This window comes from Arenibacter flavimaris (assembly GCF_030291335.1).
Lineage (GTDB): Bacteria > Bacteroidota > Bacteroidia > Flavobacteriales > Flavobacteriaceae > Arenibacter.
In genome coordinates, this window is record NZ_JASWIM010000004.1 from 207,054 (window position 1) to 220,465 (window position 13,412).

General features: G+C 40.1%; 10 protein-coding genes and 1 tRNA gene. 5 read left to right on the plus strand and 6 right to left on the minus strand.

All coding sequences use genetic code 11. From position 1 onward, the window contains the following. Nucleotides 1–5 precede the first annotated feature (5 nt). Together QSE00_RS05600 and QSE00_RS05605 are read right to left on the minus strand one after the other, a co-directional pair. The gene (locus QSE00_RS05600) at nucleotides 6–1,088 is read right to left on the minus strand and encodes a SusC/RagA family TonB-linked outer membrane protein (protein ID WP_286105224.1); all 1,083 of its coding nucleotides are present in this window, start codon (nucleotides 1,086–1,088) and stop codon (nucleotides 6–8) included. Between the two features lie 232 nt (nucleotides 1,089–1,320). Continuing rightward, a complete protein-coding gene (locus QSE00_RS05605) occupies nucleotides 1,321–2,469 on the minus strand; it encodes a FecR family protein (protein WP_286105225.1) in 1,149 nt (382 codons plus the stop codon). A 128-nt stretch (nucleotides 2,470–2,597) separates the two neighbouring features. Here QSE00_RS05605 and QSE00_RS05610 point away from each other — a divergent pair, with 128 nt between their 5' ends. The 3 genes from QSE00_RS05610 to QSE00_RS05620 all read left to right on the plus strand — a co-directional run bounded on the left by QSE00_RS05610 (nucleotide 2,598) and on the right by QSE00_RS05620 (nucleotide 4,755). Then, nucleotides 2,598–3,179, plus strand: coding sequence for an RNA polymerase sigma factor (locus tag QSE00_RS05610; RefSeq protein ID WP_286105226.1), 582 nt, complete (start codon nucleotides 2,598–2,600; stop codon nucleotides 3,177–3,179). 213 nt (nucleotides 3,180–3,392) lie between these two features. Continuing rightward, complete coding sequence (locus tag QSE00_RS05615; RefSeq protein ID WP_286105227.1) at nucleotides 3,393–3,779, plus strand: ISAon1 family transposase N-terminal region protein; 387 nt, start codon at nucleotides 3,393–3,395, stop codon at nucleotides 3,777–3,779. Between the two features lie 7 nt (nucleotides 3,780–3,786). Next, nucleotides 3,787–4,755, plus strand: a complete 969-nt coding sequence (locus tag QSE00_RS05620) for an ISAon1 family transposase (RefSeq protein ID WP_459076833.1) — start codon at nucleotides 3,787–3,789, stop codon at nucleotides 4,753–4,755. 384 nt (nucleotides 4,756–5,139) lie between these two features. Here QSE00_RS05620 and QSE00_RS05625 read toward each other — a convergent pair. The 4 genes from QSE00_RS05625 to dnaE form a co-directional block, all read right to left on the minus strand. Beyond that, nucleotides 5,140–5,216: transfer RNA gene (locus QSE00_RS05625), tRNA-Asp, on the minus strand. A gap of 74 nt (nucleotides 5,217–5,290) precedes the next feature. After that, nucleotides 5,291–6,220 (minus strand): DUF58 domain-containing protein, encoded by a 930-nt coding sequence (locus QSE00_RS05630; RefSeq protein WP_286105229.1) that lies wholly within the window; start codon nucleotides 6,218–6,220, stop codon nucleotides 5,291–5,293. Nucleotides 6,221–6,418: 198 nt separating this feature from the next. Next, nucleotides 6,419–6,736, minus strand: coding sequence for a thioredoxin (gene trxA / locus QSE00_RS05635; RefSeq protein ID WP_031442126.1), 318 nt, complete (start codon nucleotides 6,734–6,736; stop codon nucleotides 6,419–6,421). A 165-nt stretch (nucleotides 6,737–6,901) separates the two neighbouring features. Next, complete coding sequence (gene dnaE / locus QSE00_RS05640) at nucleotides 6,902–11,338, minus strand: DNA polymerase III subunit alpha (protein WP_286105230.1); 4,437 nt, start codon at nucleotides 11,336–11,338, stop codon at nucleotides 6,902–6,904. A 765-nt stretch (nucleotides 11,339–12,103) separates the two neighbouring features. Between dnaE and QSE00_RS05645 the strand changes: the two genes are divergently transcribed. Then, nucleotides 12,104–12,682: a 30S ribosomal protein S16 gene (locus QSE00_RS05645; protein ID WP_286105231.1), complete on the plus strand. Its 579-nt coding sequence runs from the start codon at nucleotides 12,104–12,106 to the stop codon at nucleotides 12,680–12,682. A 13-nt stretch (nucleotides 12,683–12,695) separates the two neighbouring features. Further along, nucleotides 12,696–13,223, plus strand: a complete 528-nt coding sequence (gene rimM, locus QSE00_RS05650; protein WP_286105232.1) for a ribosome maturation factor RimM — start codon at nucleotides 12,696–12,698, stop codon at nucleotides 13,221–13,223. Nucleotides 13,224–13,412: the final 189 nt, after the last annotated feature.

The window sequence follows — 13,412 nt, forward strand, 5'->3', positions numbered from 1 at the left end:
CAGGATTATTGGTGCTTTTCTCCGTCCCGTCCTCTTAATTTATAATGTATATTGCGATTAAAAAGATTGGTTTGGTTAGAAAAATTAGCGTTATATGTAATATTTAATTCTCCTGCCCTGCCTCTTTTCGTGGTTATTAGGACTACCCCATTAGCTGCTCTTGATCCGTAGATGGCGGCAGATGCGGCATCTTTCATTACGCTAACACTTTGAACATTTTCCGGGGCTACCGAATTTATCTCCCCTTCTATTCCATCAATTAAAACAAGAGGATAACTGCTCGTCCCAAAAGAATTTACTCCTCGAATTATTATATCGGCTCCTTCACTACCTGGTTTTCCAGAATTAGTTTTGATAGCGACACCGGCCATTTTGCCTTGCATCATTTGATCAAGACTTCTGACTTGACGGCCAGAGATGTCTTCCTCGGAAATACTTGAAATGGCGCCTGTAACATTATGCCGACTCTGTGTACCATATCCTACTACCACTACTTCGTCCATACCAACGGCACTTTCTTCCAGGCTAACCATAATATTGGTTTGGCCATTAATGGAGATCTCTTTGGTGGCATATCCAATATAGGAAACCGTTAAAACGGCATTTTCATCTTCCACGGAAATAGAAAAATTCCCGTCAAAATCCGCCTGGGTTCCATTGGTGGTTCCCTTTTCCAAAATATTGGCACCGGGAAGGGGCTGACCGGTATTATCTATTACGGATCCGGTAATTTGAATAGCCTGCTTCTGGGTATGATCGAATGTTTTGGAATTTTCCTCTAAAGTACTTCCCTCATTTAAAAAAACTTCGGTATCAATTACATGAAACGATGTTTTAGGTCTTGCATTCTCGAACAATTGCTCCAGAACCTCGGAAATAGAAGCATCATTAAACTTTAAGGATACTCTACGCTGCAAATCAACAAATCTGGTATTGTAAACAAATGTATACTTTGAGGTTAACTCAATTTTATTAATTACATTATCTATTGTCATGTTCTCGACCTCTAAAGTGAGTGATTGGGAATATCCCGAATTTGCAAACATTCCAATAAAGGATACAAATGTTAGGATTAAGGTTAATTTCATTTTTAAATCAAATTTGACAAAAGGTAGACAACTACCTTTCCCATCATGAAGTTTTTTCATAATTTTAATGCGTATAAATAGTGAATGACTAATTTAGTTGGTTGATCACTTACAACTACCGGGAGATGTTCGTAGCATCTTCCGGTTTTTTTTATCCTTTTAAGAGTAATTAAGTGATTTTTTCTTTGAAAAATTTTAAATTGATTTTATTCCATATAATTTGTATTTTAAGTTAATTAATGTACACTGTACTGTCCTTAATTGTATAGTCTAGACCAAAGCTATTCTTGAAGGAATGTAAAATATTCTGAATGGTTGCCCCTTCTTTAAATGTGGCGTTAAAAACCTCGTCGTTAAGTTTATAATTTTTAATTATTATAGTTATATTAAATCTTCGCTCTAGTTTCCTTGCAATATTTCTGAATGGCATATTTCTAAACACCAAATCGCCATCCATCCATAGGGTATATAGAGAAGTATCTACTAATTCCGATGTAAAGGTTTCCAGATTTTTATTAAGTGAGCCTTTCGTGCCTGGTTCTATTAGCATCCCTTCATCCATAGTTTTGTTATTCATGTACATTCCTACAGACCCTTCGACCAAGACAACATCTGTAGACAAATCTTCAGGATAGGCAGTTACATTGAACTCGGTACCTAATACTTCAATATTTAAACTATCGGCATTAACAATGAAAGGATGTTCCCTATCGGGAGCCACATCAAAAAATGCCTCCCCGGTTACGAACACTTCCCTTTTATTATTCTGAATAAATTTCACTGGATATCTCAAGGATGTCCCTGCATTTAAATACACATTTGTTCCATCGGATAATTGTACTTCAAAACGCTTTCCATTGGGAACTGTTAAAGTATTGTAGACTATCTTTTCAATTTTGGTATTACTGTCGTATCGTAATTGATTACCACTTTGATTCCCGACTACCTTGCCATTGACATCAATTATTTTTGTAGTTCCATCTTCATGGAGCACCTCTATGTTCCCATTTTCCAATTGCAGCGTAATAACATTTGCAGGTATTAGTAATTTAGGTTTTTCTATTAAATATCCATTTTTAACAGTATATATTATTCCTATAAATAGGGCAACAGCTGCCGCATATTTCATTGTATTAAAAAACTTATATAATCTATTTACTCTCTTTTCCTTCTTAATTAAATCGAGTAGTTCTTTTTTTGAATTTTCGGAATCGAACAAATCCATAGTTAGGTCGATTAGGTAGTTAATTTTTAAGTATCTTTTGAACACCGAATAATTCTTGGGGTTTTCGAGCCATGATTCCAAGTCTTCCAATTCTATATCCGAGGCTTGTTTGGTAACATATTGTGTGATTAATCTTTGTATCTTATTGGAAATCATTTTATCCATTTTATAACACTATAACACAAGAAATTTACACAACCCTAACTTTTTACCAACTTTATTTTTATTTTCGTAAAAATATATAGCCTGTATTCCTAAATACACAAATCCATTATATCTTTCCGATGACGAATATTGAACTAATACAAGGTATTAAAAGAGGAGATTCCAAAGCATACACTTTTTTAGTCGACAAATACCATAATATGCTCTGTTCTTATGCCTATGGGCTTGCTAATGACGGTGATTTAGCAAAAGATATTGTCCAAAATGTTTTTATCAATATTTGGAGGATCCGTTTTAAACTGAAAGATGATTTTGCCGTTAAAAGTTATTTGTTTAGATCGGTTTATAATGAATTTATCAATCAAAATAGAAATATAAAATTTGTAGTTCCATTGGATAAGAAAAATATTGATGCATTAACCGCAGTTGTTGAAGAGGAAGATGAAAATTCATTGGAAAAATTAATTGCCCTGGTTAGAATAGAAATTGAAAGTCTCCCTCCAAAATGCAGACAAGTATTTTTATTGAGCAAGCAAGATGGCCTTAATAACATAGAAATTGCCGAATATTTAGATGTTTCCACAAAATCTGTTGAAGCACATATGACCAAGGCCTTCGCCATTTTGCGTAAAACCCTCGATGATAAAATGAACGGAGTTTTCCTTTTATTTTTTGGAATGGGCGCAAAGCAGGAGGTATAGTTTTTATATTAATGGCTTTTTAACACCTTCCTTTTCAGACATTTCTTATATATAATCCGTTTTTGAAACCCAAATTAGCCGACACACCATTCTATGAAATACATAATATCCTGCCCGTGAGAATGTGGAATGGTTTTTTTTTGGATTAAGGATCAAGAACAAAACTTGGGTCTGAAGTGAATAATTTATTTCTTTGCACTTTAAATTTAATGGATGGACAAAGGAACCGATTTATCGTTATTGAGCTTATTTTTACCAGAGGGATTACTCGACTTTTTTGATATCGTCGGCTTTGAACAAAAACCTATAAAGAATCCCTTATACGACAATCGGCTGACTGTATTTCTAGAGGAGAAAAAGCAGATACCGGAGCGTTACAAAGAGCACACCTTTAAGGCCAGTGGCTTTATGGAGCCCAGGGTCATCGATGATTATCCGATCCGCAGCAATCTGGTCAGTTTGAGTCTCAAGCGCAGGCGCTGGGATGTCCTGGAGGATGGAAAGTGGACCAAGACCAGCCGTGATTGGGACGAATTTATTGCACAGGGGACCCGCATGTCAAAGGAGTTCGCTGCTTTTTTAAAAGAGATCAACGGATAATACGGCCCTGAGCGGCCAACAACTTGGGTCTCTCTTCGGGGTAAATGGCAAGAAACTCCAGCGGCAGTACAGGAATTATCTGAGCGAGTTCAAGCATTGGGAGCAAAAGGGACATGCCAAACAATGGCTCGTCTTTCCCGAAAATATGGGACCTTACCTCTCCATTGACGAAACGGCACTCTCCAAGGGGGAGCTCTACACCATAATCACCAACAAAAAAGCCAAGGGTAAAAAAGGGTCTATAGTGGCCATATTCTCCGGCACCAAGGTGGAGCCCATCATGGAACAACTGATGAAAATACCCGCCAAGAAAAGGGCAACGGTCAAGGAAATCACCCTGGATATGGCGAACTCGATGAAGACCATCGCCAAAAAATGCTTTCCAAAAGCGGTACAGGTGACGGATAGGTTCCACGTACAGAAGCTGGCACTGGAGGCCCTTCAGGATATCCGGATCAAGCACAGATGGGACGCCATAGACCTGGAGAACGAACAGATAAAACGGGCAAAAGAAAAGAACAGGGCCTTCGTCCCAAAAGAATTCAATAACGGGGACACCAGAAAACAACTCTTGGCCAGAAGTAGGTACCTGCTTTATAAATCGCCCAACAATTGGACCCGGAACCAATCCGAAAGAAGCAGGATATTGTTCGATCAATACCCTGATATAAAGACTGCCTTTGACCTGGTCCAAGGACTCAGGAACATATTCAATACGGCAACTTCCATTCAAACGGCATATACCAAGCTGGCCCATTGGTACAAAGACGTAGAGAACACGGGCTTTAGAGCCTTCAACACTATTGCAAACACGATATCGCTCAACTATAGATCGATCCTGAACTATTTTATAAACAGAAGCACAAATGCATCCGCGGAATCGTTCAATGCCAAAATAAAGGCATTCAGGGCACAGTTCAGAGGGGTTAGAAACACAGAATTCTTTCTGTTTAGATTAACTCAGTTATTTGCATAAATATCCAAATACCCAGAAATTAGGCATGATCCTGGATTAATCCATAATACGGATTTATGGCCAATAAAAAAGGCTCCAGGAGTGTAAACTCTCTTAAGCCTCGCTATAACCAGCTGCCACTATTGGGCTCAAATCAAGGACGCTCTCATCAGCCGTCAACTGTCTTTCCAACAGGTCCAGACGTTCGAGTATAAAAATGCAAACGGCGTATACAAAACTGGGCATTGGTACAAGAATGTAGAATTCTTCCTTTATAGATTAACTACAATATTTGCATAAACACAACAATTGTTCTTGACCCCAGAAAATCACAAATTCTGCATGCAATCTGCGTGCAACACTAAAAACAAAAAGCCCTTCAATCTCTTGAAGGGCCTTGTTTGTTGGCGGTCCGGACGGGACTCGAACCCGCGACCCCCTGCGTGACAGGCAGGTATTCTAACCAACTGAACTACCGAACCGTGGCGTTTAGCGAGTGCAAATATACACCCCTTATTTAATTGCACAAACAATTTTCTAAAAATAATGCAAGTTTCTACGTAAATTTTTGGCGCTCCACCATAAAGGTGTTCATTATCAACGAGAAACTATCTTTTACATCCACCTCCACATATTTAATTTTATATTGGGCACATTTAAGTTTCAATGCGGCGAAGTATGACCCCACCTCTCTTTCATAGGCTTCCTTTACAGAATCGGCATAAAGATCAATATGGGATCCTGTCTCCACATCTAAAAAACGCTTGGGTGTATTTTCAAAATCAAATGAATATTCTGTTTCCTTGTCCATGATATGAAAAAGAACTACCTCGTGTTTATTGTACTTTAAATGACGTAAGGCCTCGAACAACTGTCCATTATCTTCGGAAGTCTGGAACATGTCTGTGAAAAGTACGATTAAACTTCTTCTTTTTATTTTTTCGGCAATCTGGTGCAAATAGGTATAGGTCTCGGTCTGTTTGGCAGGTTTAGTTTCCTGACTAATCCCGCTTAATATGGCCAACAACATTTGGTGGTGCCTTTCACTACTCTTTTCCGAAGAATAAAAATTATATTGGTCGCTATATACACTTAAACCAACTGCATCCCGCTGTCTTTTAAGAATATTCATCAATGCGGCAATAGCCAGGACCCCAAAACCAATTTTATTAAGGTTTTTAAGGCTTAAGGCTCCAACTTCCGGATAATACATGGAAGCCGAATTGTCCAGGATCATATGACATCGTAAATTGGTCTCTTCCTCGTAGCGCTTGGTATACAACTTATCTGTCTTGGCAAACAACTTCCAATCTATATGCTTGGTGCTTTCCCCCTTATTATAGATTTTATGTTCTGCAAATTCCGCTGAAAATCCATGAAAGGGACTTTTATGGATGCCACTGATAAATCCTTCCACCACCTGTCCTGCCAATAATTCCAAGTTTTGAAACAAACTTGCCTTATGTAATTCCGATTGTAGCTCCATAATGCTAAGATAATGAAGATATGGCCGGGTTAAAAAATAGAAAAGCCAAAAAAAGGGAGACCAAACTAATTAATTGGTAGTCAACTCCTTTTTTCTAGGTTTCAAATATTATATTCCTTGAAAATTGGGCATAAAAAAATCCCGCTAAAGCAGGATCTTTTTTCAACTTTTATATTCCTATTCGGAAATCAGTGTAGGCTACAGCAATGCATCAATTGCATCGGTATAAACCTTTTTAGGGGAAACACCAACCTGTCTGTTCACTATTTCACCATTTTTAAACACCAATACCGTGGGGATATTTCTTACGCCGTACTTAGCGGCAAACTCTTGATTGGCGTCCACATCTACCTTACCAACAACGGCCTTACCATCATACTCGGTACTTACCTCATCGATAATAGGACCTACCATTCTACAAGGACCACACCATGCCGCCCAAAAATCCACTACTACCGGTTTATCACTTTTTAAAACTACTTCATCAAAAGTAGCATCTGTTATTTCTAATGCCATGTTTCGTTATTTTTAAATATTATACAAATTTAGACAATTATTTTGCCTTTTCCTTACTAACGATATATTCGTTTTAACTATGGTCAAATTGATAAAACCTATTCTTTTTAACACTTTGGACTTAGGTGATATTCCCCACCTTCCCATTCATCAACTACAAAACATTTAATTCAACTTGTAATGTACATCCTTTTCATTGAGCTGCAGGAGTAATTCACTCGATATTTGAATTTTTTGTTTTCTACTGGTCATATTTACTTTTATCTGCTCCTCCATCTCGTATACCACAAAACTTAAGGGATGATTCCCCTGATGTGAGACCAAAGTATCCTTAAGGTCCAATATGCTTTCCTCCTTCAGTTGGGATATATCCAACTTAATGGTGAGTTTTTTGGCAAAGGTTTCCATCACGTCCTGCAACATCATGATCATATTAAACTGCATTCTGGGATCTCCTTTTTTACCGGTATCACGGTTTACCCAGCCTTCGCGCACAAACACTTTGACATAGGCGAAAGAATTGATCATCAAGAAATGGCGGTACTTTAAATACTCTTCCCCAAACATTCTAAATTCAAAGGTATCCGTATAATCCTCCATAGTGAACATGGCCCATCCCTTGCCATTTTTAGAAACCCTATGCTGCACATCGGTTATGACCCCAGCAAAGGACACCTCTCTATTGACTATTGCCTCCAAATCATTTAAATTGGAGAGGCTCGCATTGCAGAAAGCCTTTATTTCTGCATTAAAATCGTCCAAGGGATGGCCGGAAATATAAATTCCCACTACTTCTTTTTCCCTTCGCAATTTCCCCATAGTACCCCATTCCTCACAGGGAGGCACCACGGGTTCCGGAATCTGCACGTTACTGGCATCGCCAAACAAACTCACTTGTGAGGAATTCTCATTCTCTTGAAATTTGGCCCCATATTTCATGGCTTTTTCCAAAAAGGTAATTCCGTCCCCTTCATCATAAAAATATTGAGCTCTATGTGTATCCCCAAAGGAATCGAAGCCACCGGCCACCGCCAAATTCTCAAAAGCCTTTTTATTCGCTGCTCTTAGATCGATGCGTTTGGCCAGGTCAAAAACAGATTTATATGGTCCGTCTTTCTTTCTATTCTCCACGATGGTTTCCACCGCACCACGGCCAACCCCTTTTACAGCTCCCATGCCAAACCGCACTGCACCGGCATCGTTTACCGCAAACTTATAATAAGATTCGTTTACATCTGGCCCCAATACTTCCAGCCCCATGCGTTTACACTCTTCCATAAAGAAGGTAACCTGCTTTATGTCGTTCATGTTATTGGAAAGCACGGCCGCCATATATTCTGCTGGGTAATGTGCTTTACAATATGCTGTCTGATAGGCAATCCAAGCGTAACAGGTAGAATGCGATTTGTTAAATGCATAGGCTGCAAATGCCTCCCAATCCTTCCAAATCTTCTCCAACTTGTCTACGGGATGACCTTTTTCCGAAGCCTGTTTTATAAACTGTGGCTTCATTTTGTCCAAGACATGCTTCTGCTTCTTCCCCATCGCCTTACGCAAAACATCCGCCTCGCCCTTGGTAAAATCGGCAAGCTTTTGAGAAAGTAGCATCACCTGCTCCTGGTATACTGTAATTCCGTAGGTTTCCGCTAAATATTCCTCACAGGCATCAAGGTCATATATAATTTCTTCCGTACCGTGCTTACGGGCAATGAAACTGGGAATATATTCCATAGGGCCTGGACGGTACAAAGCGTTCATGGCTATAAGATCTGCAAAAACGGTAGGTTTTAACGCCCGCATGTGTTTTTGCATGCCGGGAGATTCATATTGAAACACCCCTACGGTTTCCCCACGCTGGAAAAGCTCGTAAGTCTTTTCGTCGTCCAAGGGAAAATTCTCCGGATCCAATTCTATACCGTGTTTGGCCTTTACTATTTTTACGGTATCCTTGATAAGGGTCAAGGTTTTTAACCCCAGGAAATCCATCTTTAACAATCCAGCACTTTCCACCACCGAGTTGTCGAACTGGGTACAATACATATCGGAATCCTTCGCCAAGGCCACAGGGACGAACTTGGTAATATCATCGGGCGTAATAATCACCCCACAGGCGTGTATACCGGTGTTACGTACGGAACCCTCCAAAATATACGCCTGATTCAGGGTTTCAGATTCCAGACCATCACCCTCGGAGATCGCCAGCAACTCATTGATTTTTATCAGTTCCTCGCTATTGAATTTTTCCTTTAAAGTTTTTTCGTCTACCCCAATAATCTTCTTTAACTTGGACATATTGGGAATCAGTTTGGCCATACGATCCGCATCCCCCAGCGGCAGATCCAAGGCCCGTGCCGTATCCCTAATGGATGACTTTGCTGCCATGGTACCATAGGTAATGATCTGGGCCACCTGATTGGATCCGTATTTATTGATCACATAATCCATTACCCTACCACGGCCTTCGTCATCAAAATCGATATCGATATCGGGCATGGACACACGATCTGGATTTAGGAATCTCTCAAAAAGTAGATCGTACTTAATAGGGTCCAAATTGGTTATCCATAAGCAATAAGCAACGGCAGACCCCGCTGCGGAACCCCGACCAGGACCAACCGATACATCCATATTACGTGCGGCCCGGATAAAATCCTCCACAATCAGGAAATAACCCGGATATCCGGTCTTCTCAATTACCTTAAGCTCAAAATCGAGTCGCTCATCAATTTCAGGGGTAATCTCACCATATCTTTTTTTAGCCCCTTCATAAGTTATGTGTCTAAGATATTTATTCTCACCCCGTTTACCACCATCCAACTTATCTTCTTCAAACCTAAACTCCTCCGGAATATCAAAAGCAGGCAATAACACGTCACGGGCAAGGGTAAATGTTTCTACCTTGTCTATAACCTCCTGAATATTGGTAATGGCCTCAGGAATATCCTTGAAGAGGTCCTTCATTTCATCAGGGGACTTAAAGTAATATTCCTGATTGGGCAGGCCATATCGGTAACCTCTCCCTCGACCTATAGGAGTAGCCTGTTTTTCACCATCCTTTACACATAGTAAAATATCATGGGCATGCGCATTCTCCTTTTCCAGGTAATAGGTATTGTTGGTAGCAACCAATTTTATATTGTGCTTTTGGGCAAACTGTATCAACACCTGGTTTACTCGGTCTTCATCCTCCTGACCGTGGCGCATAATTTCCATGTAAAGGTCATCCCCAAAGGTCTCCTTCCACCACAACAAGGCTTCTTCCGCCTGGTTCTCCCCAACATTTAAGACCTTACTGGGCACTTCCCCATAAAGATTCCCCGTTAGGACAATGATATCCTCCTTGTATTGCTCTATGACCTTCTTATCTATACGCGGTACATAATACTTCCCTTCCACGAAAGCAATGGAGGACATTTTTGCCAAATTCAAATACCCATTTTTGTTTTTGGCGAGCATTACTATTTGATACCCATTATCCTTCTGGGATTTATTGGTATGATCTTCACAGACTTGAAATTCACAGCCTATAATCGGCGTAATCTCCAACTCTGGTTCCGGAAGTTCCTGCAACGGTTCTTGGCCTTCTTCCAAGGTTCCGTTGATAGTGGCTTCATAACGCTTTAAATTTTCTTCGTTCCTGGCAACAACTCCCTTGTTGTGGTTAATAACCCCATTAACAAAATGAAAGGCTCCCATCATGTTCGCATGATCGGTCATCGCTACCGCTGGCATCCTGGCCTTTGCTGTAGCCGAGATCAAGGCAGGAATACTAATGGTAGACTGCAGAATGGAAAACTGTGTATGGTTATGGAGGTGGGCAAAGTTTGCGGCCTCCAAGGTGGCCAAATTTTCTTTTATCTCTTCCTTGGAAACCCCACCTGTATCTTTCTCCCATAAGGCATCGGCTATTTTTTTTGATGCCTTTTTTAGGTTGATGTGCTTTAAGCCTATCAATTGTATTTCCTGGGGATTGGCCTCGGAGAAATTCTTAAAATAATCTGGCTGAACATCCAATTGTTCGGCCGTATATTCCTGTTTACGAACCAATTCCAAGAAGCAACGCGTGGTTGCCTCCACATCGGCCGTGGCATTGTGCGCTTCCCCAAAAGGCTCGCCAAACAAGTATTGATGCAATTCCGTTAAGGTCGGTAATTTAAACTTACCGCCCCGCCCCCCGGGAATCTGACATAATTGGGCCGTATGTTCGGTACAGGTATCCAGTACTGGCAATTCCTGTAACGAATTTTCAACTTGGTACCGATGGAATTCAGCCCCCATAATATTAAGGTCGAATCCCACATTCTGGCCAACTACAAACTTTGTTTTGGAAAGTGCCATATTGAATTTCTCCAAAACCTCTCCGATCGGAATACCGTTTTGTTGTGCCAATTCCGTGGATATTCCATGAATTTGTTCGGCGTCATAAGGTATATTGAATCCATCTGGCTGCACCAAATAATCCTGACTTTCCAAAAGCCTGCCCATATCATCGTGCAACTGCCATGCAATCTGTATACAGCGGGGCCAATTGTCGGTATCCGTATAAGGGGCATCCCAACGTTTGGGTAATCCAGTGGTTTCCGTATCAAAAATAAGGTACATAGAGCGATTTTATATGATGGGATTGGAAGTGGTAAAAATAAGGAAATAGCGCCTAAAGCTAAAGGGCATTTATCAGGAGTTATCAACGTTCACAAATGCATGGAAGCGGATGGAATCATCTGCTTCCACTTTGTTATTCCTAAATATTTGAACCCTATGCTGTTTCATACCCTTAGTGGATGGCGGAAGCACAAATTCCCTTTTACATTAAATCCCATTATACCCCCCTCACCCTACTTCTTCCATCAGTTGTCCTCTTTCTTTGAAGTCCAGGGCAAATTTAAGCTTCATCCACAGCCTGTGCATATCCACTTTTAGGCTTCCGCCCTTTGCTGGCAATTTCCCAAGTAGTTTGGCCTTGTCCTTTAAGCACCTATTGATTGTTTATTTTACCTATTGCAGATATATATCCCTTTTCGGCATCATAATTTTTTATCAATAGGTAGGTTAGCCCCTTTTGAGATTTTTCCGAATACATCATTTTACCTCTCATCATTTTTAATTGGACATTATGGGAGCGACCTTTGCCAGCCCTTGTAATAAACTATATGAATTGTACACAACTCCAAATTCAAAATTGGCCTCGACACAAGTTTAACAGCCTTTCTAAAGAAATGTTAAGCTATTTGCACACATAAATTGAATTTTAGCCCAAATATTTGACAACCACATAAAAAGAAATATTATATTTGCACCCGCTTAGGAAGAACCTAGCGAATAAAGAATTAATAACCAAGGGTCGGGCACCCTACAAATTAATGTGATATGCCAGTTAGAATTAGATTACAAAGACACGGAAAAAAAGGAAAACCTTTTTATTGGGTAGTAGCTGCGGATTCCCGCGCCAAAAGAGATGGTAAATACTTGGAAAAATTAGGTATCTACAATCCAAATACCAACCCTGCAACCATAGAATTGGATGTTGACAGTTCCGTAAAATGGCTACAGAACGGTGCACAGCCTTCTGAAACTGCAAAAAGAATTTTATCATACAAAGGAGTACTTTTAAAGCACCATTTATTAGGCGGTGTTCGTAAAGGCGCCTTGACCGAAGAGCAAGTTGAAGAAAAATTCAATGCTTGGTTGGAAGAAAAAGCAAATATTGTTGGTTCCAAGGTAGATAGTTTGGCCAAGGCGGAAGCCGACGCTAGAGCTAAGGCTTTAAAAGCTGAAAAAGAGGTGAACGAAAAACGTATCGCCGCTGCTGCCGAAGCTGAGGCACCTGCAGCTGAAGAAGTCATTGAAGAAGCTGCTCCCATAGTGGAAGAAGTTGCCGAAGCGGCCGCTCCTGAAGAAACGGCTGCACCTGCAGAAGCTCCTGAAGAGACTAAAGAAAAAGAATAGCTAATTATAAACGATGACAAAGGAAGAATGTTTCTACCTCGGTAAAATCGTTTCCAAACATAGCTTTAAGGGTGAGGTACTCATTAAATTGGATACCGATGAACCCGAATTGTACGAAAAACTGGAATCAGTATTCGTTTCCCTCGGAAACAATCTGGTTCCTTTTTTTATTGAAAAAAGCCAACTTCACAAATCCAGTCTCTTACGAGTGCGATTTGAGGAGGTTGCCGATGAATCGGACGCAGACAAGGTAATGGGCTCCGAAATATATCTTCCCCTTGAATTTTTGCCCAAATTAAAAGGCAATAAATTTTATTACCACGAAGTAATTGGCTTTAGGGTGGAAGACAAGGTCCATGGTAATATAGGAATCATTCAAAGTATAAACGACACCACTGCCCAAGCTCTTTTTGAACTTGAAAAAGACGGCAAACATTTGCTTATTCCAGTAAGGGATGAGATAATTGTTAAGGTGGCCCGTGAAAACAAAACTATTTTTGTTGACACACCTGAGGGGTTGGTAGACCTTTACTTGTCCTAACCCCCCATCTTTTTAATTTTTACCCCCTTATAAAACGGATGGTAATTTTACCTATCTTTCTTTATTGCATTTCTTATTGACCGGGTCGGATCCAAATAATTTTTCCACCTCATTTTGGTTAGGAAAATTGCTTGTAAAAGGGAACTGTCCAAAGTAATGCAAAACTTAAATTGAAATAACTATTCAGTA

Excerpts from the sequence above, each read along its gene's own strand:
- trxA (WP_031442126.1), bottom strand. The coding sequence starts at position 6,736 with ATGGCATTAGAAATAACAGATGCTACTTTTGATGAAGTAGTTTTAAAA.
- dnaE (WP_286105230.1), bottom strand. The coding sequence starts at position 11,338 with ATGTACCTTATTTTTGATACGGAAACCACTGGATTACCCAAACGTTGG.
- QSE00_RS05630 (WP_286105229.1), bottom strand. The coding sequence starts at position 6,220 with ATGGAGCTACAATCGGAATTACATAAGGCAAGTTTGTTTCAAAACTTG.
- QSE00_RS05605 (WP_286105225.1), bottom strand. The coding sequence starts at position 2,469 with ATGATTTCCAATAAGATACAAAGATTAATCACACAATATGTTACCAAA.
- QSE00_RS05645 (WP_286105231.1), top strand. The coding sequence starts at position 12,104 with ATGCCAGTTAGAATTAGATTACAAAGACACGGAAAAAAAGGAAAACCT.
- rimM (WP_286105232.1), top strand. The coding sequence starts at position 12,696 with ATGACAAAGGAAGAATGTTTCTACCTCGGTAAAATCGTTTCCAAACAT.
- QSE00_RS05610 (WP_286105226.1), top strand. The coding sequence starts at position 2,598 with ATGACGAATATTGAACTAATACAAGGTATTAAAAGAGGAGATTCCAAA.
- QSE00_RS05615 (WP_286105227.1), top strand. The coding sequence starts at position 3,393 with ATGGACAAAGGAACCGATTTATCGTTATTGAGCTTATTTTTACCAGAG.
- QSE00_RS05600 (WP_286105224.1), bottom strand. The coding sequence starts at position 1,088 with ATGAAATTAACCTTAATCCTAACATTTGTATCCTTTATTGGAATGTTT.